Raw genomic sequence first — 21,254 nt, forward strand, 5'->3', positions numbered from 1 at the left:
AACTGGACCAAACTAAGGAAACTTAGTTTTGAACGGATCTACGCACATCGTAACCGAGCACAAATTCTCTACAATGACCGCTCGTTTTAGCAGCTCGATCCGCCCCGACTGCTTCTATCCCCCCCTTTCTCGCGACACGTTACAAATCGACTTCCATGAACAAGGCCCCTGCCCATTTTGACGGACTCAATATCGCTGCCTTGGAGAGTCGTCGAGCGGACGATATGGCTCGAATGATCACACGCCATGGAGGCATCGCTCACGTCAGCCCGTCGATGCGTGAGGTGCCGATCGACCCCAATCGGGCGGCCATCGATTTTGCTTACCGCGTCATGACCGGCGAAGTCAACGTGGTCGTGTTAATGACCGGAGTCGGGTTTCGTTTTCTGCTTAAAGCGATCGAGCGACACGTCGATCAACAACGATTCCTCGATGCATTGTCCGATATCACGACAATTTGCCGTGGCCCCAAACCGGCTGCCGCGATGCGAGAACTCGGCTTGACCACGACCTACCGCGTGCCTGAACCCAACACATGGCGAGAATTATTGCAGACCATCGACGCAAACGTTTCCATCGCCAACCAAGTCGTCGGGGTTCAAGAGTACGGTGTCAGCAACGCTTCGCTTGTCGCCGGCCTGGAAGCTCGCGGGGCAACGGTTGAAACCGTGCGTGTCTATGGCTGGGAATTCCCCGAATCCACCGGCCCCTTGGAAGAGAACGTGCGAGCGCTTGCCAGTGGCGAGCGTGACATGCTGCTAGTGACCAGTGCCCATCAAGTCGTCAACATGCTGCGAATGGCCGAAGAATTAAACGTGGTTGACGATCTGCGTCGCGGTTTGCATTCTACCGTGATCGCATCGATTGGGCCGACGACGAGCGAAATGCTGCGTGAGTGCGACTTGCACGTCGACTTTGAACCCTCCCATCCCAAAATGGGCCACCTCGTTACCGAAGCCGCTCGTCAATCGAGTGAACTGACGAAAGCCAAACGACGCGTGAAACCTATCCGTTGGTCCGAAGAATCCAAGCCACAGAGCGACAATATGCCTCCTCACCCGTCCGATGACAGTTTGTTTATGAAGGCTTGTCGGGGGGAGGCAACGGAGCGCACCCCGGTTTGGTTGATGCGGCAAGCAGGACGTTACATGGCTGAATACCGCGAAGTCCGAGCGAAACAATCCTTCTTGGAACTCTGCGCCAATCCAAAGCTCTGCAGCGAAGTAATGTGCACCGCAGTCGACCGACTCGGAGTCGATGCCGCAATCATATTCTCGGACTTGCTGCCGCTGTTGGTCCCCATGGGATTCGACCTGGAATTTGTCGCCGGTGATGGCCCAGTCATCCACAACCCCGTGCGAAGCGGCGAGGACCTGTCCCGCGTCAAAGCCCTGGATCAGCCCGAAAAACTCGACTTTGTCTACGAAACAGTTCGCCAAACGCGAGCCGATTTGCCTGAGTCGATTCCCTTGATCGGGTTCGCCGGGTCACCGTTTACCTTGGCCAGTTACGCGATCGAAGGCGGCGGAAGCCGGCAATATACGAACACCAAAAAACTGATGCACAGCGACGCCGGTGCTTGGGCCGAGTTGATGAACAAGTTGTCCGAATCGATCACTGTTTATTTGAATCATCAAATCGCCGCCGGAGCTCAGTGCGTGCAGTTGTTTGACAGCTGGGCTGGTTGCTTGTCACCCATGGACTACAGCAAGTTTGTGTTGCCTTGGATGAAACAAATCATTGCCGGGATCGATCCGTCGGTTCCCGTGATCAATTTTGCGACCGGAAATCCCGAGCTGCTACCCTTGCTCCGCGGTGATCGACGTACCGTCGTCGGTGTCGATTGGCGTATTTCACTCGATGTTGCTTGGCAACGGATCGGGCACGATTGTGCAGTCCAAGGCAACATGGACCCTTCGGTTTTGCTTGCCGATCCTGATGTCATTCGCGAAACGGTGGACCAATTGCTGCAGTCGGTTGACGGTCGCCCCGGACACATCTTTAACCTCGGTCATGGCGTGTTAAAAGAAACGCCCGTTGAAAACGTGATTGCACTCGTCGAAACGGTCAAAGAATTGAGCCAACGGTGATGCCGCCCACCTTGTATGTTTGTCCGTTCTGCCCACTCCATTGTGATGACGTTGCATTGGAGCAGCCATCCGGCGGCAACTGGATGGCAAAGGTCCAGTGCGGCAAAGCGATCACGGCTTACGCTCATGCACTTGGCGACTCGCAGTCCGCTCGCATTGCAGACGCTGCGGTTGCCACGTCCCTCGCAAGCGAAAAAGCGAAAGCAATGTTCGCGGGCAAAGACATCATCCACGTCGCGACGGCGGGAACGGACCTGGATACCGCTCGGCGACTTAATCAACTGCAAAACAAAAATCGCATCCGAGTCGCAATCGACGATACGGTTTCTGCCGCAGCATGGCGAGCCGCAATTAGCCGCGAAGGAACGCTGTCCGCCACTCTGGGGGACGTGCGAATGCATGCCGATGTGGTTTGGACGATCGGCGATGTCGAAAACGAAACACCACGCTGGCGAGAACAAATCGCTGCCGAAACCAAACAATGGATCAACAGCCAATCACTTGCAGCGGAACCCTTGGCAGAATTGTTTCAAACACTCCGCAGCAATGCGAATGGCTACGATAGCGACGAACCGATTGCCGCATCCATCGGATCGGCGAACTACTTGGCCATCATCCTGGGACGCAATGCGTTTGTGGAAAGCGAAGCCACGGCGACCGCAGAAATGCTCAGCAAGATGCTGTGGTATCTCAACAAAACCAGCCGAGCAATTGTTTTGCAATGGGATACTGCCGCAACCAATCGTGCTGTGACGGCGTGGCAAACAAACGCCCCAATCGATTCGGTGACGCAAGATTCCCAAGCAGAAATTCACATTCGATTGGGCAGTCCGTCGGAGGGAGCGAAAGCCGCTACTCTACAAATTGGGGGGATCGATCGGGGGCCGCAATTCGCTGAACTGTATTTGCCTGCCGCGACCCTCGGGATTGACCGAGAGGGGGTAACTATCCGAGGCGACGGCACAGTCACTTTGCCGTTAGCCGCCGCTCGCCCCAGCGCGGATGCCACCCCGATCGAGCGTTTAGAACAGATCCTCGCCTAAGAGCAGCATCTCGCTCGGTTTCGACAAACGAATATGGCACCGAGTCGGTAGAAAACGAAAAACGATCAAATTAGCCAGCGGCTCGCACCGTTCCGCTACAAAAACACTTGGTTGCGGTACCGACATCGATCGCCTAGGGCGGTCGCATTGGGTCGGTCGCGTTTGGGCGGTCGCATTAGATTGCGCCGCGGACGATCCTCATTGCCTAGCGAACAGGATGACCTGGCGAAGTCGGCCGCATCTTGAGCCCGATCCCGGAGCACTAGACCGTTTCAGAAACGGTGTTCGGCTGGGGAACGCTTCCCGATGGCTGTTGCTCTGCACGGCGAAGTGCACTCTCGACGCGTTGTAGTAGATCCAGGCTGCGATCGAACGATTGCGGGGGGCTCTCGTCCCGCGCACTCGCGACGAATTCAGCGTGGCAATGTTGGCATGCGACAGTGCATCCTAATAGCGATGCTCGAACTTCGACACGTCGGCCACATCGGGGGCACGGGTGTGTGAAGCGAAGACTGCTGTTAGAGGTCATGATAAGATCCTTTGAACCTGTCCAATCCGTGTTAGATGCCGAGATTTTATCCTTGAATACCACTTAAGGCAAGCAAAAACACCGCAAAGGAGATATTTACGGTTTTGGGAAAAACCAAAACTGAGTGATTGTTCTGCGTTTATCGGCACCAAAAGCCCCTCTAAAGGGTAGACGGCATTTAGCCTTCGACAAGATCAAATGGCAATTTGGCGACGATAAAATTTGACTTCGAGTATTGGCGAAGCACTGGTAAAGCAGTGTTCAAAAACTCACGTCTTCCGTCAACATCTTTTGCGACCAGTGTTGCTGAAGCAAGTCCCCAAACAGACGCAGTTGCAGCCACCCAAGGTTCGCGAATGACTCAGAAAAGCGTATTTAGACGGGTTTTAGGCTAAATCATTCCGACAAAACAAATCGAAAACTCACAAGGCAAATCGCAGAACGCCTTGGCTACATCTGGGGGGGATCACCCGCCTCGAACATTTTTCCTAACCTCGAATGAACACCTCAACGGCTGTACGACTGACCATGTGCGATGCTGGACGAGAACGATCAACCCGGACGAATACAATGGTTACCTGTTCTCTGCTGCAGATTCGGGCTGTTCCCAAGATTCGGGTCCGTCGTCGTACCAAGAATTTCCATGCAGCGTCGTTGGATTTCCTATAACCGCAAGCTCAATGCCGATCGCAGTCGCCCAAGTTCGACAAAATTGGTTTACCGCAGCGGTGACCTGGTTGCGAGCCCATTCATGTTCACCGCTAGTTTCAAGATACAGGTAGTATCCCAGCAATTTCGAGTCACGACTGATCGCCACCAATTTGCGTCCCACCATGTGTCCATCGTGATCAAGCAACACGATCAATTGCTTGTTCGCATCCAAGAAGTTCGGCACCACCGATTCACAATACGCCCCACCGCGTAGATCGAGGCAACTACCGAACGGTCGGCCCATCCACAGTAGATACTCGGCCGCTCCCGTCACCCTTATCTTCAGCGGTTTTGCTTGCGAGGCTGCCTCGGGGGCCGCAGCCATCGAGACTTCGACTGCGTGATCGGTAAACCATGCGGCGAGATTGATTCCAGCCTTTTCTGCTTTCTGCATCCAATCTTGATTAGCTCGCCCCGAATGTTTGTAACCCACTCGGCGGAAACACGCTTCCTGATCTCTCGTTCGCCGCAGTCCTTGCAGCAACAAGTTACGACTGGCCAACGGCAGCGTCGCCAATAATGTCAAAAAATCGCCCAAGCGATCCGATGGCGTCCCCAAATCAATCGCCAACGTTGCGGGCGAAACCCCGAGAGACAAAAAGTATTCACGTTGTCGCTGAAACAGCCATGTTTTAGCAGCATCATGGGACGCACTCAGCCCCGCCCGCCGAATCCGTAGTCGTAGCGATTTGATCTTAGGCAACCGTGGGGACGGAGTGTTTCGCAAGTGATCGAGCCGCTGCTGAGAACGTGCGTTCAAGCTTTCCGCCCGTTCGGACTGCTCGAGATACTCAAACTCTCGCTGCCATTTGGCTCGTAACTCGAGGCGGCTGGCGATCGAGCGTGGCCATTTGGTTTCGTGACCATCGGCTCCCCGATAAATTCGCAACCGCCGTGCAGCGAGTTGGGTCAACGCGTCGGTTCTGGAGATCGGGTCAATATCAATTTGCGATCTCTCGCTTTCACGCTGCATCGAATCGAGCCACCCACTGAACCGCCGCAATAGTGCGGGGTTAAGCACGACCAAATCATTCATATTCGACAGCAGTGCAATCCATCGGTCGGCCCGATCCGACTTCCAACATGACGAGGGCCAAGTTTTTGCCCAGCGATACCAAGTTCGATAAACCCCACCGACAACGCGATGCCCTTCCGCTGAAAAATACCGTCCGGTTAATTCGTAAATCGCGTTCCACATCTCTCGATCATCGTGCCGACGATGTAGCCGATAAAAACATCCTTTTTCAAGGGTCGTCTGCAGGGTGTGGTGTGGCAGTTTGCTTTTTGCGAGACCACACCATCGATCTTCAGGAACGTCGTCAAGCCATTTCTCAAACGAAAGAAGTTTACGAAACTCGGAATGGCTCAATTCCCCAGCCATCTGCAGTAATGTGTTGATCGAGTACCCCCGACGTTTCGACAACCAACGCAAGATCGGGGCTCGGTCGAACGAGCGACTCGAAGAAATGGAAACCCAGCTAGCTAAGACTGCGGGGACCCGATGAGCATTCCAAACCTCGACGGTCTCCATTTGCGTTTGGATAGATCTGCGGAGCTGCACAACCCACTTTTGGCCCCGTTTGCGAGACAACATTCGATCGGGGTAGGTGATTTGGATATCCAGCTCGTAAGGCTTCTTTGCCAATTCAATCGCAAGCATAAACGCGAGATGCGAGCGACGCATTCGTTCATGGACATCAAGCTCTGAAAATTCGGATTCGAGCTGCGCCAGGATGGCAACACATCGGCGAGCTAGATTCCACCATTCCGGGCGTCGGCGGTGACCTTCAAGTGACGCCATCGTTTCGCACCATGACTTTAAACCGCGATCGTCGCCGAGCCAATGGACCAACGATTGCCAGGAACATGCCGAATCGGAAATCGAATTTTGTCCCCACGAAAATAGATGCCACTCGTCGGCAGAGGACGCACTAGGACTCATATCGTTCCGGTCCAACGCTGCACGCAGTTGATCCAGTCGACAACGACATTGTTCGCGGGATAGTCGCGTCCGCTTTTGCAGTTCACGTTTCGAAAGAGATGCGAGTGCCGACGATGCCAAATGCAGTTCGTCTCTGCTGACCCGGGCCAACGCCCCCGCTGGAATTGGCAGCGTTTCACGAGTGAACTTACTCGGCCGTCCCGCTTGACTCCATCGCAACAATGCGTGCTGCAGTTGATAGGGATCGATTGCGCTGACGACGGCATGAAGACTGCCGTCTCGCCACTGCACCACGCGGCCGGTCAGCAAGCGGATCAGGCAAACGCCGCGAGGCTGCGCTGCAGCGGGTTTTCGGATCGGTTCGTATGCAGGTTTCATCACCCACAAACGACACGTTATCTCCATGCGGGTTCGCACGCGTGTCAATGGTCACGCATCGCAATGCTAAAGAATCCGAGGCAATCGAATTAGAATAATACCGGTTTGCCCAACTTGCGACGCAAAGGAACAAGTTGCCCAGCGTGCATCAGTGGATGCGTGCTAATCAGCATGACCACGTCACCCACCGTCGGACAGAAACCTCGGAAATGCTCGGGCGATTCGGCATCAAGATCTTCGTCGCTCATCCCGTCGATTGCTTCGAGCGTGGCCGCGCGCACTTTGTCCCACAGTGCGAAATATTCGTCGCGGCCCAAAAACGCAGACGCATCATCGCTGTCGGCCTTGTCTTTGGCGTGTGCTTCCGCGAATCCCTCAGGCAATGCGTAGGCTTTGCCTGGCGCAATACTCTCGACCAGCGAAACTTCCGATGAAATCAGGTGCCCCGTTTGCCAAGCAATATGATTGCAGCCCTCACTTGGACGCCGCAACAATTCCGAGTCGTCCAGGTCGCCCATGTAACCTCGGTAGACCATGTCGCTCAATTTCATGGCCGATCGAATCGCGTCTTTTCCTTGCATTGGATTCTCTAAATAGATAGGAGTGGAAAGTGGTACCGAAGATTGTAACCTGATAAGACTGATTTCGTGCACCCGGCGACTTGTGTTAGAAACGAAGCGATATCGTCGTCTTTTCACTCGCAAAAGAATGTCAAGCAAACACTCTGTCTGCGGAGCCACGAGCGACGATTCACCAGCCTGGAATCAGCGTGGGGGCGACCGTGGCAAACGCCATCGCCACCAACACCAGCGCAAGCCCCGTGATGGGTAAAGGAACCGTGGTTCTGCGTTGCAGAAAATTCACGACGTCCACCAACACAGCCAACAACGCTCCGCCAATCGCGGCACAAATCGTGTTCGCGAAGCCGGTAATCGAGTCCGTAGGTAGTGAGACCATGTAGATCGCCACCACCGTTGCGGCGGCGATGGCCCCTTGGATCATGCGGCGATACAGATTCGAGTTGCCCGCGGCGACGACGGCCGCAAATCCCGCAGCAATTGGCCAACCATAGATCCCTTTGCGGTCCAGCAAAATCGTGTTCGACACAACCGCCTGCATCATCGCAGCGACAACGACGCCCCAAAACACCCGCTGCATCAGCGGCGGGCGAACCTTGCCAACCAGCATGCCAAAGGCAAGACTGCTGATCGTCGAAACCATCCCTGCGATCATCAAATCGTTTCCACGCGGACGCAGGAACACAGCCAAGATGCTGGCGATCAACGTTAGCACGAAGATTGTCGACAAACGAAATTGCAGCAGTTCGTCACGCGGCGAATCAGCCAGTGAGCTCGGTTGACCAGAGTCCGAAACGATCTCGTCTGCCATGCTTTGTACCTCGTGATGCTGTGATTCCATCATTTCGATTGTAATGACGTTGATTGTACAGTAGACGAGATAAGCGTTCACAAAAGGGCTACCACGTCTGCACCGGCAGTTCCTGCGAAAGTTTCGTAAACGACTCACACAACTGGTTCATAAATTCTTTCTTTGGCAACTCGGAATTCAATTTTTCGCCGACGAACACGTCACAAAAAAATGGAACGAGCAGCGCCTCGCCTTTCGGGAGCGCTTTGCCTAACCCGTGCATAAAAACCGGCGTGATTGGCACCTCGGGATGCCGCTTGGCTAGGTGAGCCACACCGGATTGAAACGCCTCTAGTTTCTCAGGCTCGCCGCGTGTCCCTTCGGGAAACAACAAAACGATTCCGCCCGCACGAAGCACTTCCGAGATCGGTTCGAGCGGGTGTTTTCCGTCGCTATCACGTTTGGTGTTTGTTCGATCGATCGCCAAAATCCCCACGATTCGCGTTGAGAACCAACGGCGAAGCGGGCGAGTCAAAAAATAATCAGCCGCCGCCACCGGTCGCACGTGCCGTAACCGGCTTAGCCCCAGGATGTTCATCAACGCAAACACATCCAAGTGGCTGTTGTGGTTCGCAACAATCAAGGCGGGCCCCGTGGTCGGCAACCATTCACGACGCCGAACATTGGTTCCCAACACCACCATCATGATGGGCCGCACAACCAAGGCAAAGAAAAGTGTTCGCAAAAAATGATTCACGATTTCGGGGGCTCAGCCGTACGTGTAGTAAACGAAGTGGAAGAACAGCGGCGCGGTGAAGATCAGCGAGTCGACTCGGTCGAGAACACCACCGTGCCCCGGAAGCGTCGCACCGAAATCTTTGATTCTCAGATCTCGCTTGATCGCGGACATGCAGAGATCCCCTGCAAATCCGGCCATCCCAATAATGACTCCGGCCATCAAAGAGCGAGCGTCGTCCATGATCGTCAAGCGAGGACCGACGACAACCGCGAACACGACCGTCGTTGCCACTCCGCCGATCAATCCTGCATAGGTTTTACCAGGACTGACCGACGGAGCGACCTCTCGCTTGCCCCACGATTTTCCCCAAATGTATTGCAGGATGTCATTGAACTCACTCAGCAAAACCAAAAACAAAAGCAGACCTGCGCCGGGAAAAGCAATCGCCGCATCGGATGGAAAAACGGGAGCGATTCGCGGGTGGGCAGAAATTTGAAACATCAGCAAGAACGCGACGTGCGACAATGAGAATACCGTAATCATCAACGCCCAGTGCAACGATCCGGCGGCCCGCAGAAATCCATCGGTTTGCCCCATCATCAGCATTCGCGTCGGCAACCCAACAAACATCAACACCGGAATGAATACGATGAACATGCCGTACCACGATGTCGCGGCAAAGTAGTATTGCGGAATGATCGACAGGTACACGTAAAACAGCACACGGCGATCGGACCGCCGTGTTGGCGTCATCGACAAAAACTCTTTGAGTGCCAAGAAACTCACAAATGCAAAGAAACAGACCGCAGCGGTCGGAGAGAAGAATAACGTGGCGGAGAAGAAGCCAACGATCACCCACCAAGTGCGTATCCGCTCGCGAAGTTCGGTGAAATCACGCTCCGGGTGCCGCCATTTCAGTGCCAATGACACCACACTGGCCACCGCCAGTGAGACGAAAATCGATGCGATCGCCACTCGAACTTCAATAGCCAAATTCATGTTGTCTTGTCAAAGAGGAGGCCAGTGCAGGGTTTTGACGCAGATCCATCGGCCGCAATATCTCTGTAACTAAGATCCCGTCACGAGGATGAGATTACGGTCGATCTTTCTCAAAAAGGCGAAATCGAACTTAGATCGTAACAAGTCCAACCCTCGAAGGTTCAGCGGACGCGCAGTTTAGATATGCGTTGACAAATTTCGAATTTGCAGTGCGTGATTCGCCCCGACACAGGTGGTTTTCCGTTATTTTAGAAACGCTTTGCATATTTTCGGCCGTCGGCCAGGTCGTCCCCAGTTTGGACGCCGCAACCGAATGCAACTCTCCCACACTCTCTTTCCCCAACACGGAATGTTTTATGTCAACATCACGTCGTCATTTTCTAAAAACCACCGCCGCGGCGGGATCCATCGCCGCCGTGGCCAGTCCCGCAATTGCCGCCGATCAACCTAAAAAGCTTCGTCTCGCCGCCATTGGTGTCGGTGGCAGTCGTGGACGCTACAACCGCGGCGGAAACATCGCTCGAGACGCGGCAAAGCATGCCGAAATGGTAGCGGTTTGTGATGTGGACGATTTGCACACCAAGGAATTCAACGAAGCGTTTGGCGGCAAATTAAACACGTATCGCGACTATCGCGAGATGCTGGAAAAAGAAAAGCCCGAAGTCGTCACCATCGGTACGCCCGATCATTGGCACGTCCCGATCGCGATCGCCGCGCTTCGCAGCGGCGCCGATGTCTATTGCGAAAAACCTTTGACCTTGACGATCGACGAAGGCAAACAGATCCGAAAAGTAGTCGAAGAGACCGGACGAGTGTTCCAAGTTGGAACGCAACAACGCAGTAGCAAGTCGTTGTTTCTGACCGCAGTAGCGATGGTGCACACCGGAATGCTCGGCGAGAACGTCAACGCCTATCTGGCCATCGGCGGTGCGCCCAACGACGGGCCGTTCGAAACCGAGGATCCGCCGGAGGATCTTGATTGGAACATGTGGGTCGGGCCCGCACCCGAAGCAGGCTATTGTGAACAACGTCGCCGCATGTTCCGTTGGTTTTTCGAATACTCGGGCGGCAAAATGACCGACTGGGGTGCCCACCATATCGATATCGCACAATGGGCGCTCGCGCCCGGCGAAGATGGCCCCGTAAAGGTCGCGGGGACCGGTAAATTCACTAAGAATGTGCCTTCGGATTTCAATTGGAATGCCTTCTTTGACGGCGAAGCGTCGCTACCAAACGGTTACAACACCGCAACCGAATTCCATGTCGATTTGACCTTCGCGAACGGTTCACTGATGAGCGTCAACAGCCACTACAAACGCGAAGGCGACAATGTTGATTTCCAAAACGGGATCCTGTTCGAAGGCGACAAGGGACGCATCTTTGTCAACCGCGGCAAGCTAGAAGGACGCCCTGTGGATCAGCTGAGCGACGAAGATCGGAAACAGCTCGACGAAAAAATTATCGAACTGTGCAAAGGCAAGAAGCCAGGCAGTCACATGGGCAACTTCTTCGCATGCATCGAAGATCGGGGCAAACCGATTTCGGACGTCTGGTCACATCACCGCACGATGACGTCGTGTCACTTGTGCAATATCGCCTTGATGTTGGGACGTGAACTGAAATGGGATCCGAAATCAGAGCAATTTATCGACGATGAACAAGCCAACGCGTTGATGAGCCGCAAATCACGCGACGGCTTCGCGTAGCATCGTCCGCCAGATTGTCGTTGACCGCTCTGCGATCACAACGCTGGGATCTGAACGATGGATCGCCGGCGACTTCGATTCATTAAGTGACGCATTTGGTTGTAGCGGAAGTCGTCAAGACTTTCGTTTTCGGGGATGACCGAAACTGCGAACGAAAAAACGGCGACGCATGATTGCGTCGCCGTGTCGGCCGCACATCTCTATTAAGCTGAGTTTGCTTTGCCTCGCCCTACTCAGCCGCGTTCTTCTTTTTCTTTGCGACTGGCTTTGCTTCGCTCGCAGCATCTTCGTCGCGAGCGGGCATGATCGGCGAATCCCATCCCGCTAATTCCTGCGGCTTCACCGCTTTGCGATACCCGCCGAAGCTGAAGGTCGATGGATCGTAAGGGCCAACGAAGTCGGTATTCAATTCGCCGGTGATCGCGTCTTCCATCCCCAATGCCCATAGACATCCGTTGATCATCATCCGCCGAAATCCATCGTTGCGAATATCTTCGGACGCACAGTAGGTGGTCGTGAAAACGCGTCCCTCGCTTCCATTTTCGCCCTTGTACGTTCGCACCCAAGCACCGGGGCACGGTTTCTTGTCGTCGGCAATCGGCGAATCTTGTGTCATTCCTTGCAGCGGTTGGGCATTCGCAAGCACGACGCTGTTCGCTTCAGGATCGGTCCAATAGCCGCCGGCTTCAACCCACGGATTCTCGACGCCTCGCAATACAGGATGCTCCGCGTTCTCGGGAACAATCTCTAACCGTGTGCTCATGACGTGGTTCCGGCCGTAGTGGCCTGCCCAGGTCTCGCCAAGTACTTGCCGGCCGAAGCCCCCCTTCATCTCTTCGCCTTTGTACTGAAAATCGAACTTTGCGAACGGCGATTTTGCGGGAATCTTAAACGCGTGCGTGCTAGTGCGAGTGCCGACGACCGGGCCGCCTCGTTTGATGTAGTCCGCGATCGGCTGCATCTGTTCGGCAGGAAAGTTTTGGAAGCGTAAACCGAACACCAACAAGTCGGCGGAATTGACCGCATCCGTGTGGGGCATATTGTTGTTCCCCGGTGTGATGTAACCCGTTTCTGGATCGATATTAAACAGCACCGTGCATTTGAATCCATGCCGCTTGGCGAGGATACGTGCAAGGGCCGGCAACGCCTCTTCGCTGCGATACTCGTGATCGCCGGCAAGAAAGACGATGTGCTTGCCGCTGCCGATGCCATCGTTGCCTTGGTAAACCAAGGGGGAATCGGCGGCAAATCCGCTGCCGTTTGAAAACAGAGTCGCTGCTAGTGTGAGAGCTACTAAAGCCACCAAGAATCGTCGCATTCAATCTATCTCTTGAAGTGTCGTTGTTATTCAGTGTCGTTGTTATTCGTTGAGTGCCAATTGGCGGCCCCATCATAGCATGCGACCAAAAATGGTTTTGCCATTGACAATTAATTCTGGCGGAACTCGACGAACTTGCAGGGGTTTGATTGAAGTGTGACCGCCCCCCATCCCTTTTTGCAGGTAACAACGATGAATCCATCAAAACAAATTACAGATAGCTCTATCCCAGTCAGACCGAATCCTCTTTTTTCCTGGAAACGGGCAACCGGACTCGTGCTTCTTGCTGGCGCTTTGACAGTGCCAACAATCCAGACCTCTTTTGCGGAACCGGTTCAGGATCAGGAAAAAGCTGAGCAAGAGCGAGGCCGACGTGATGGCGATCGTCGCGACGGCCAGCAACGAGGTCCCCGTGACCGCGGACCTGACGACCGAGGCCCTCGTGACCGTGGACCGGGCGGGCCTGAGGCCGCAGAAATGATGCGACGGATGCCGATCATCGCCGCGTTGGACGCCGATCACGACGGGAAAATTTCGAAAGACGAGATTGATAATGCCGCGGTAGCCCTCCGCAAACTGGACAAGAATAACGATGGTTCGTTGACGTTTGACGAACTTCGCCCGCAAGGTGATTTCGCAGGCCGACCTCGCGACGGGGAAAATCGCGATCGAGGCCCCGGGCGTCGTGAAGGTGGCGGGGACATGCCACGCGAGGCGATGGAGAATCCGGAACAATTTGCACGCATGTTGTTTGAACGCCGCGATGCAAATTCGGACGACAAATTGACCGGAGATGAAATCCCAGAACCAATGCGAGATCGAATGCAGGGGATCGACACCAACAACGACGACGCGATTTCACGCGAAGAACTGACAACGGCGATGCGTCGTTTCGGTGAAGCGGGACGAGGCGGCGGTCGCGAAAACATGCGAGGCAATGGACGCCCTGATGCCGAAGCAGGGGGCAGAACCCCTAAACGTCCGCCCGCAGCGTCCGATAGCGAATAACGCAAAGATCACAATGCTCGAAACGTCGACTTGGTACTCCAAGTCGACGTTTTTTTTGCCGCCAGCAGCGTCCCCCGCGCGGCGCCGTTCCGGGCTGCCGCCACCTCTACCCAAGCGACAATTTCTAACCCGCGACCTTGGCCATCGCCGCGCGGGCGACAACAACGCACTCTCGGATCTCCGCAAGCGGATCGCTGGGATTTTCTTCGTACTCAAGTGACACGGCGCCGTCGGTGGGAAAACCGACCGCGTCGAGTGCAAAGAAGACACCTTCGACGTCAAGATGTCCCTTGCCCAAGATGACTCCCTCGGTCTTCTGTTTCATCTCGGCGAAATCTTTTAAGTGGATTCCGTACAACCGTCCCTTGAGCGAACGAATGACATCGGTCGCGTTTTCACCCGAACGAATGTAGTGCCCAAGGTCGGCACATGCCCCGATTCGTTCGTCGCGTCCTTCGATGGCGTTGAGCACATCGACGACTTTGTTGTATCGATGACCAGGACCATGATTATGAATCGCGATCCGTATATCAAATTCTTTGACCAAATCATCTAGATTGTCAAACGATTCTGGGCCTGGGTCTGCGGTAATCGTGGGAATCCCAAGCGACTTCGCAAACTCAAAAATCTTTCGGTTGGCCGCTTCGTTGCCGCCAAATCGATTAACGCCATGAGCCGAGATCGAAAGCCCCAACTCGGCGACCGTTGCTTTCATCTTTGCGATTTCCTCGGCCGAAGCATTGGTCGCCAGCATGCCACCGTAGAATTCCACTTGATCAAACCCAAGATCTTTCGCGTGACGCAGTGCCTCGTCCACCTTGTATCCGCGAAGCGAGTAGAGCTGAATGCCTAATTGGGCTCGTTTGGGTTTGGCGGCCATTGCAGTCGATGGCAGCGCCGCAGCAGCAACCGCGGTTGACGTTGCCGCAAGAAATCCGCGTCGAGAGAGAGAAAGAGAAGTCATCGGTGAGCGTGCTCCAAAAACAAAGTGGTGGGGAGGAAAGGTTGGGAAATTCAGTTCAGATCATAGCACAAGCCACTTTCGATCGGTTCCGATGACCGTTTATTATTACTCTCCGATGCAATCCACAAATGCTTACTGGAAGTTTAGAAACCAGAATTGCCGGAGCGGATATCGTCGATTCTTGCGGTGAGATTTGCTGCACGATTTAAAACTCTCGCCAGAGCCCTGCTACCTCAAAATCCGCTACCCTAAAACCGGATCGTAATCAATGTCGAACAACCCTTTCCCGCCCAACCCCTACAGTCCTACAGCTAATGATCCGAGGCAAAATGGCGGTCCTGGAAATGTTTCAAACGCCGCCGCAGCCGTTAGCGCACCTGCATTATCATTGATCATTGTGTCACTGATCTGCATCGTATGCATGGTGATTGCCATGGGCGTTGACGCATTCCTGTTGTTCAGTGGCGCGGCAGCTCGGTTACCGGCAAATGATGTGGGGATCGATAAAGAAACAGTGATCTTCATCCGAGTGTTCGGATCCTGTGTAATCATCGCGATCAATTGCTTGATCTTGTTTGCCGCGATCCGAATGAAGAGCTTGAAGACCTATCCGCTAGCGTTGACCGGCGCGATCATGGCTGTCATTCCCTGCATCAGTCCCTGCTATTTTATCGGCATCCCGTTCGGAATATGGGCGATCATCGTGCTGATGCGTCCCGAGGTCAAACAAGCATTTCGCTAACCTCATCGTCCGAAAAAAATAAAGACAGGGTCAAGCAAACCACTTGTCCCTGTCTATTGTTCGCGGCCTCTTTGTCGCGGTCAATTCGCAGCCTCGTCGTCAACAATCGATTCGTCGACAATCCGCTGACCCGATTGACTTAGCTTGGTTTATGTTCGCTATGGCAAGCCTTGCAGTTCGAAGCATTTTTCAGCATGGCGGCAGCTTGTGCATCGCCCTCGATCGCCTTTTGGCTTGCTTCGACCAACGGCTTGTTGAGCTTTTTCCAGCTTTCTTCGCTCCCGCGAGGTGGCGTTGCTTTGCTCATCGCAACAAGCATCGCATGCAGTTCTTTCTTCTCTTCCTCGGATGCGGTTCCCGAGGCAACCTTCTTGAGCAGAGGTCCCTTGAAACACGTTTTCATCACCGCCTTGATCGAGGGCTTCTTCGCCGCTTCGTCTTCACCGAATGCAGCATTGTTACTGACAATCGGCAAGCAGACCGAGGCGCCGAGCAACACGCTACAGGCGATCTGGTAAAACTTCTTTTGTGACATTAGCTGACAGTCTCGTTTAGCAAACCAAATAGATGAAACACAAACGATCCAAACATGAATCATTTGCAACGCGATTAGATTAGCTCGCGGCGATCCCCGCCGCCACAATCGGATGTCCTGCGGCTAAAAGAAATTCGTGATTTGGTCAGCGGCAAGTTCGCTCGTTTCCTTCTCAAGCGGAATTGGCGTTCAGGACGCTTCACACATCCGACGACTACACATCCGACGACTACACATCCGACGTCAGATTCATGCGTTTCGCGGTCCAGCGGAGCGGCGCATGACGGCAAACGTGGCAAAATTTTTCAACGCCCACTTTCGCGGGATGGCGTGCCAACTCCCCGTTGTGGTAGGATATGCGGCTGTATCGCACGCCTCTTCAAAATTATCGATTTCGTTGACCTTGGCAATTATCCGCCGTAGGGACATTTGCGCGAATCATCCTAGCGAGATTGGCCTTTTGGCAAAATTTCTCAAGCCTGTGGCCATGTGAGTGATTGTATCCGACACCGGCAAAGTTCATAATTTGGGGCGGTACGACGTCCCTTGCAAATCGACTCGCAATGAATTCTCTCGAAAACAGCAGCTATGACGGTCCCCTTGGTGACTTGGTTCATCGTTTGACGCAATCCTTTACCACTGAACATTCGCGTCCACCTCAATGGATCGTTGCGGCCCCTGGGCGAGTGAACTTGATTGGCGAACACATCGATTACAACGATGGGTATGTGTTGCCCATGGCGATCGAACGCTATGTCGCCATCGCCGCGGCGCCGCGTGCAGAAAAGGGTTCTCGCGTTGCATCGATTCGCAGCGTCAATCTGAATGAATGTGACCAGATTGATTTGGACGAGCTTCCCAAACCGTCTCTGCCACCGAAATGGACGGGCTACATGGGCGGCGTTTTTGCCGGATTCCAAAGCCGCATGGGGGCAGAAAAATTTAGCCAACTCCCTGCCATGGACGTGATGTTCGAATCGAACGTTCCGATCGGGGGTGGACTTAGCAGCAGTGCGGCTCTGGAAGTGGCTACCGCAACGCTATTGGAAGTCGTCTCGGGCATCACTCTGGGGCTCGAAGAAAAAGCGTTATTGTGCCAACAAGCCGAGCATGACTTTGCAGGCGTTCCCTGTGGAATCATGGATCAATTCAGCAGCGTTTTTGGACAACAAAATGCATTCATGCTGCTTGATTGTCGCTCGCAACAAATCCGTCACGTTCCATTCTCGTCGGATCATGTTTCGGTCTTGATCACCAACAGCAACGTCAAGCATGAATTGAGCGGTGGCGAGTATGCACAGCGACGAGCTCAGTGCGATTCCGCACTTAAAAAAATCGGTGCAGCGTCATGGCGAGACGTCACGTCCGGTGATCTCGAGTCGAACAAGTCATCGCTGAGCGAGATCGAATACTCGCGTGCCCGTCATGTCGTGTCCGAAATCGAACGGACGCAGAAAGCGGCCGTGGCAATTGAATCAGGGCAATGGGAGACTCTCGGCGAATTGATGTACGCAAGCCATCATTCGCTGCAACATGACTACGAAGTCAGTTGCTGTGAGTTGGACTTGTTGGTCGAAATCGCACGTGGCGTCGGCCGTGCCGGAGGTGTTTACGGTTCACGGATGACGGGCGGCGGCTTTGGCGGTTGCACGGTCACGTTGATCGAATCCGACAAAGTGGTCGAGGTGAGCGAGCACATTCAAAAACAATACAAAAAGCAATGCGGGATTGATGCTCAACTTTTCGCTAGTTTGCCGGCCAAGGGTGCACATACAGTATCCTGCTGATTAGATTGTAGCCAGGTATTTTTTAATAGCGGAACGGCGTGGGGCCGCCCGGTTGCAGCGAGTAAAAACGTCGATTTAGCCCGCGCGGCACCTCGCCGCACCGCTAGGAAAGTCGATCGCATTGGGTTAGCACCGTCGGCTCACCGAATGAACAACATTTCACCGGAACACACACAGAACAAATTGCTTTGCCGTCGCTCGAGCAGCAGTCTCTGAACCAGAGAACCCATCAGACTCGAAGCGATCTCGCAATGCACCAGTCAATTACTTTCGGACGCAACATGGACGATGCGTTGAACTTTCAATGATAAAGAGGCATCGGTGGGCGCATTAACAATCTTTTGGTTTCTGTTCTTCACGTCGCTGGTCGGGGTGTTGACGTGGTGGATCACTCGACGCGATGACCACGCCAGCAGTTCGGGTTACTTTCTTGGCGGTCGCTCATTGACGTTCCCGTTGATTGCCGGATCACTACTGCTGACCAACCTGTCGACCGAACAAATGGTCGGGCTTAACGGCGCCGCTTTCACCGATGGTTTATGTGTGATGGTGTGGGAAGTCGTCGCCGTCGTCGCGCTCGTATTCATGGCATGGTTCTTCTTGCCTCGTTTTTTGAAAAGTGGCGTGGCAACGGTTCCGCAATACCTCGAGATCCGTTTTGATCACCAAACCCAAGTCATCACCAACATCATTTTCTTGGTGGCGTATGTCGGCATTTTGTTGCCGATCATTTTGTACACAGGTGCTCGCGGCATGCTGGATATCTTGGATGTTCCCAGCTTGCTTGGATCGTTTCCCGAACGTCTAAACATGGATCCCGAAACGTTCGCGTTGGTAATGATCGTTTGGATGGTCGGAATTATTGGTTCGATCTATGCACTGTTTGGTGGGCTGCGAACGGTTGCCGTTTCGGACACGCTTAATGGAATTGGACTGCTCGTCGGCGGGTTGCTGATCACCTACTACGCGCTCAATGTGTTGAGCGGGGGTGAAGGCGTTGCGGCCGGGGCGGATTTGCTTTGGGAAGAGCAGAAAGACCGATTCAACTCCGTCGGCAGCAATCAATCCTCGGTCCCCTTTGGTTCGATCTTCGCCGGTATCTTTCTTTTGAATCTGTTCTACTGGACGACGAATCAACAAATCATTCAGCGAACCTTCGGAGCGAGCAGTTTGGCCGAAGGTCAAAAAGGGGTATTGTTAACCGGCGCCTTCAAGTTGCTCGGACCACTCTACCTCGTCATCCCCGGCATGATCGCGTATTCGATGTTTGCCGGCGAAGACATCAAAGCCGACAAGGCCTACGGTTTGCTTGTCAATCGAGTGTTGCCGGGACCGCTGACCGGGTTCTTTGCCGCCGCGATGATCGGGGCAATTTTGAGCAGTTTTAACTCGGCACTCAATAGTGCGTGCACGCTGTTTAGTCTGGGACTTTATAAGAGTGCCAAGCCGAATGCGTCCGAAGCGAGCGTGGTTCGCTCGGGCAAATGGTTTGGCTGGATCGTCGCAGTCGTGGCGATGACGATCGCTCCCCTGTTGGCTCAAACGACCAGCATATTTGGTTACCTGCAAAAAATGAACGGAATGTATTTCATCCCAATCTTTGCCGTGGTAATCGTGGGAATGTTGACTCGCCGTGTCCCTCCGATCGCAGCCAAAATTGGCTTGGTTACCGGATTTGTGGTCATCGCGGTGGGTTACTTTGTCAGCCCGTTTGATGCGATCGTCGCCTCGGTCCACGACTTTCACTTCCTCGGCATGGTGTTCGCATGGCTCGTCATCTTGATGCTGGTGATCGGCGAAGTCCGTCCTCGTGAAACCGAGTTCATTCAACAGGATGCCAAAGCCGTCAATATGACGCCGTGGCGATACGCCACCCCGGCGGGTATCGCGCTGATCATCATCGTGATCGCGATCTATGTCTCCTTCGCCGACTTCAGCGTGCTGACACCGAAAGCCTAGTGCTTTCCCCATACTTAAAATGGGGATCAGCTCGTAGCGGAGGTTGTTCGCGACTTTCGGCGAATGCCGGAACAGGCCGAAAACTCTTGACGAGTTCCCTATCCAAAGAGGACGCTACCCAAAGAGGACGCGTGGACGAAGCAATACGGCTGATAGGGGCGTTTTCATCCGAATTGCATTCGTCGAGGTTGTTTGGGCACCAGCTTCCCCATCTTGAATTACAATCGAAGTGAACTTGCCCACCCACTGCAACCGCAAAATCCTGCTCCCCCCTGCAACATTGAACAAATAGGCACCAACATGAAATTCCGATCGACACTTCTGCTGTGTTTATCACTCCTCGCTCTATTCACATTGGGTACCAAGTCGTCTGAAGCTCACGTTTCGGTCGAAGATTTTGATTCGATCAAGCTGTACACGCTCAAGAACGAAGCGGGGATGACGGTCAAAATCACCAACTATGGTGCCATCATTACTTCGATCATCGTGCCGGACCGTGACGGAAAGATGGGAGACGTTGCACTTGGGTACAACCGCGTCGAAGACTACATCAACGCGGTTGACAAGCCTTACTTTGGCGCCGTCGTCGGTCGTTACGGGAACCGAATCGCCAAAGGCAAATTCTCGATCGATGGCGAGACCTACTCGCTTGCCGTGAACAACGGCGAGAACCATCTGCACGGCGGTGTGATCGGTTTCGACAAAGTCGTTTGGGATGCCAAACCGCTCGAAGGCGATGGATGGTCCGGCTTGGAATTGACCTATACCGCGAAAGACATGGAGGAAGGATATCCAGGCAACTTGAATTTGAAAGTGACCTACAAGTTGACCATGACGAGCGAATTGGTGGTCGACTATTTCGCAACGACGGACAAGAAAACTCCCGTCAATGTGACGCAGCATACTTATTTCAATCTTGCGGGCGAAGGCGAAGGAACGATTTTGGACCACGAATTGATGATCAACGCCAAGAAATTTACGCCCGTCGACGAAGGTTTGATTCCAACAGGCGAACTGCGTGAGGTCGCTGGAACCCCATTCGACTTTACAACGGCAAAGCCGATCGGCCGCGATGTTGGCAAAGACAATGAGCAATTGAAATTTGGACTCGGCTATGACCACAACTTTGTCTTGGACAAAACAGGCAAAGAAAACGCGATGACCTTAGCCGCTCGTGTGAAAGATCCAAAGTCAGGCCGTGTGCTCGAAATCCACACCACCGAACCTGGCATCCAGTTCTATTGTGGCAACTTTTTGGATGGGCGTTTGCGAGGCAAGTCGGGCAAACCCTACGTGCACCGTGGCGGCTTCTGCTTGGAAACCCAACACTATCCCGACAGCCCCAATCAACCAAGCTTCCCCTCGACCATCCTCAATCCTGGCGAAGAACACCGCACAACAACCACGTTCAAGTTCTCGGCCGAATAGTTCAACGG

At 53.9% G+C, this 21,254-nt stretch carries 16 protein-coding genes; 8 read left to right on the forward strand and 8 right to left on the reverse strand.

Features of this window, described 5'->3' with window-relative positions:
* The first annotated feature begins 155 nt into the window (after positions 1–155).
* On the forward strand, positions 156–2,090 hold the full coding sequence (gene hemE, locus ABD971_RS19965; protein ID WP_345324961.1) for a uroporphyrinogen decarboxylase: 1,935 nt from the start codon (positions 156–158) through the stop codon (positions 2,088–2,090).
* On the forward strand, positions 2,087–3,133 hold the full coding sequence (locus ABD971_RS19970; RefSeq protein WP_345324963.1) for a molybdopterin-binding domain-containing protein: 1,047 nt from the start codon (positions 2,087–2,089) through the stop codon (positions 3,131–3,133). The genes hemE and ABD971_RS19970 overlap by 4 nt, the downstream gene beginning before the upstream one ends.
* Positions 3,134–4,236: 1,103 nt before the next feature.
* Here the strand turns inward: ABD971_RS19970 and ABD971_RS19975 are convergent.
* The 5 genes from ABD971_RS19975 to ABD971_RS19995 all read right to left on the reverse strand — a co-directional run bounded on the left by ABD971_RS19975 (position 4,237) and on the right by ABD971_RS19995 (position 9,799).
* Positions 4,237–6,693, reverse strand: a complete 2,457-nt coding sequence (locus ABD971_RS19975; protein ID WP_345324965.1) for a hypothetical protein — start codon at positions 6,691–6,693, stop codon at positions 4,237–4,239.
* Positions 6,694–6,782: 89 nt separating this feature from the next.
* Positions 6,783–7,274, reverse strand: coding sequence for a DinB family protein (locus ABD971_RS19980; protein ID WP_339942080.1), 492 nt, complete (start codon positions 7,272–7,274; stop codon positions 6,783–6,785).
* 169 nt (positions 7,275–7,443) lie between these two features.
* The gene (locus ABD971_RS19985) at positions 7,444–8,082 is read right to left on the reverse strand and encodes a hypothetical protein (RefSeq protein WP_345324967.1); all 639 of its coding nucleotides are present in this window, start codon (positions 8,080–8,082) and stop codon (positions 7,444–7,446) included.
* An 88-nt stretch (positions 8,083–8,170) separates the two neighbouring features.
* Positions 8,171–8,818 carry a lysophospholipid acyltransferase family protein gene (locus tag ABD971_RS19990; protein ID WP_345324969.1) on the reverse strand — a complete coding sequence of 216 codons (648 nt, stop codon included), beginning with the start codon at positions 8,816–8,818 and terminating at the stop codon, positions 8,171–8,173.
* 12 nt (positions 8,819–8,830) lie between these two features.
* The gene (locus ABD971_RS19995) at positions 8,831–9,799 is read right to left on the reverse strand and encodes a phosphatidate cytidylyltransferase (protein WP_345324971.1); all 969 of its coding nucleotides are present in this window, start codon (positions 9,797–9,799) and stop codon (positions 8,831–8,833) included.
* 356 nt (positions 9,800–10,155) lie between these two features.
* Here ABD971_RS19995 and ABD971_RS20000 point away from each other — a divergent pair, with 356 nt between their 5' ends.
* Positions 10,156–11,505 carry a Gfo/Idh/MocA family protein gene (locus tag ABD971_RS20000; RefSeq protein ID WP_339942076.1) on the forward strand — a complete coding sequence of 450 codons (1,350 nt, stop codon included), beginning with the start codon at positions 10,156–10,158 and terminating at the stop codon, positions 11,503–11,505.
* A gap of 229 nt (positions 11,506–11,734) precedes the next feature.
* On the opposite strand, the gene ABD971_RS20005 is transcribed toward ABD971_RS20000, so the two are convergent.
* Positions 11,735–12,823, reverse strand: coding sequence for a ThuA domain-containing protein (locus ABD971_RS20005; RefSeq protein ID WP_345324974.1), 1,089 nt, complete (start codon positions 12,821–12,823; stop codon positions 11,735–11,737).
* A 300-nt stretch (positions 12,824–13,123) separates the two neighbouring features.
* On the opposite strand from ABD971_RS20005, the gene ABD971_RS20010 reads away from it, so the two are divergent.
* Positions 13,124–13,831 (forward strand): EF-hand domain-containing protein, encoded by a 708-nt coding sequence (locus tag ABD971_RS20010; RefSeq protein WP_345324976.1) that lies wholly within the window; start codon positions 13,124–13,126, stop codon positions 13,829–13,831.
* 124 nt (positions 13,832–13,955) lie between these two features.
* On the opposite strand, the gene ABD971_RS20015 is transcribed toward ABD971_RS20010, so the two are convergent.
* Positions 13,956–14,795: a sugar phosphate isomerase/epimerase family protein gene (locus ABD971_RS20015; protein WP_345324978.1), complete on the reverse strand. Its 840-nt coding sequence runs from the start codon at positions 14,793–14,795 to the stop codon at positions 13,956–13,958.
* A gap of 397 nt (positions 14,796–15,192) precedes the next feature.
* Here ABD971_RS20015 and ABD971_RS20020 point away from each other — a divergent pair, with 397 nt between their 5' ends.
* Positions 15,193–15,537 (forward strand): hypothetical protein, encoded by a 345-nt coding sequence (locus tag ABD971_RS20020; protein WP_345324980.1) that lies wholly within the window; start codon positions 15,193–15,195, stop codon positions 15,535–15,537.
* A gap of 139 nt (positions 15,538–15,676) precedes the next feature.
* On the opposite strand, the gene ABD971_RS20025 is transcribed toward ABD971_RS20020, so the two are convergent.
* Positions 15,677–16,072, reverse strand: coding sequence for a hypothetical protein (locus ABD971_RS20025; protein ID WP_339942071.1), 396 nt, complete (start codon positions 16,070–16,072; stop codon positions 15,677–15,679).
* Between the two features lie 563 nt (positions 16,073–16,635).
* Between ABD971_RS20025 and galK the strand changes: the two genes are divergently transcribed.
* The 3 genes from galK to ABD971_RS20040 all read left to right on the forward strand — a co-directional run bounded on the left by galK (position 16,636) and on the right by ABD971_RS20040 (position 21,246).
* Positions 16,636–17,859: a galactokinase gene (galK, locus tag ABD971_RS20030; RefSeq protein WP_345324983.1), complete on the forward strand. Its 1,224-nt coding sequence runs from the start codon at positions 16,636–16,638 to the stop codon at positions 17,857–17,859.
* Between the two features lie 321 nt (positions 17,860–18,180).
* A complete protein-coding gene (locus ABD971_RS20035; RefSeq protein WP_339942069.1) occupies positions 18,181–19,818 on the forward strand; it encodes a solute:sodium symporter family transporter in 1,638 nt (545 codons plus the stop codon).
* A gap of 300 nt (positions 19,819–20,118) precedes the next feature.
* Complete coding sequence (locus ABD971_RS20040; protein ID WP_339942068.1) at positions 20,119–21,246, forward strand: aldose epimerase family protein; 1,128 nt, start codon at positions 20,119–20,121, stop codon at positions 21,244–21,246.
* Positions 21,247–21,254 lie beyond the last annotated feature (8 nt).

It is taken from the genome of Novipirellula rosea, from assembly GCF_039541335.1.
Classification (GTDB): Bacteria; Planctomycetota; Planctomycetia; order Pirellulales; family Pirellulaceae; genus Novipirellula; species Novipirellula rosea.

What these genes read in the sequence shown, in the direction of transcription:
- ABD971_RS19995 (WP_345324971.1), bottom strand. Translation starts at nt 9,799, where the DNA reads ATGAATTTGGCTATTGAAGTTCGAGTGGCGATCGCATCGATTTTCGTC.
- ABD971_RS20000 (WP_339942076.1), top strand. Translation starts at nt 10,156, where the DNA reads ATGTCAACATCACGTCGTCATTTTCTAAAAACCACCGCCGCGGCGGGA.
- galK (WP_345324983.1), top strand. Translation starts at nt 16,636, where the DNA reads ATGAATTCTCTCGAAAACAGCAGCTATGACGGTCCCCTTGGTGACTTG.
- ABD971_RS19985 (WP_345324967.1), bottom strand. Translation starts at nt 8,082, where the DNA reads ATGGCAGACGAGATCGTTTCGGACTCTGGTCAACCGAGCTCACTGGCT.
- ABD971_RS20005 (WP_345324974.1), bottom strand. Translation starts at nt 12,823, where the DNA reads ATGCGACGATTCTTGGTGGCTTTAGTAGCTCTCACACTAGCAGCGACT.
- hemE (WP_345324961.1), top strand. Translation starts at nt 156, where the DNA reads ATGAACAAGGCCCCTGCCCATTTTGACGGACTCAATATCGCTGCCTTG.
- ABD971_RS19975 (WP_345324965.1), bottom strand. Translation starts at nt 6,693, where the DNA reads ATGAAACCTGCATACGAACCGATCCGAAAACCCGCTGCAGCGCAGCCT.
- ABD971_RS20040 (WP_339942068.1), top strand. Translation starts at nt 20,119, where the DNA reads ATGAAATTCCGATCGACACTTCTGCTGTGTTTATCACTCCTCGCTCTA.
- ABD971_RS20015 (WP_345324978.1), bottom strand. Translation starts at nt 14,795, where the DNA reads ATGACTTCTCTTTCTCTCTCTCGACGCGGATTTCTTGCGGCAACGTCA.
- ABD971_RS19980 (WP_339942080.1), bottom strand. Translation starts at nt 7,274, where the DNA reads ATGCAAGGAAAAGACGCGATTCGATCGGCCATGAAATTGAGCGACATG.
- ABD971_RS20025 (WP_339942071.1), bottom strand. Translation starts at nt 16,072, where the DNA reads ATGTCACAAAAGAAGTTTTACCAGATCGCCTGTAGCGTGTTGCTCGGC.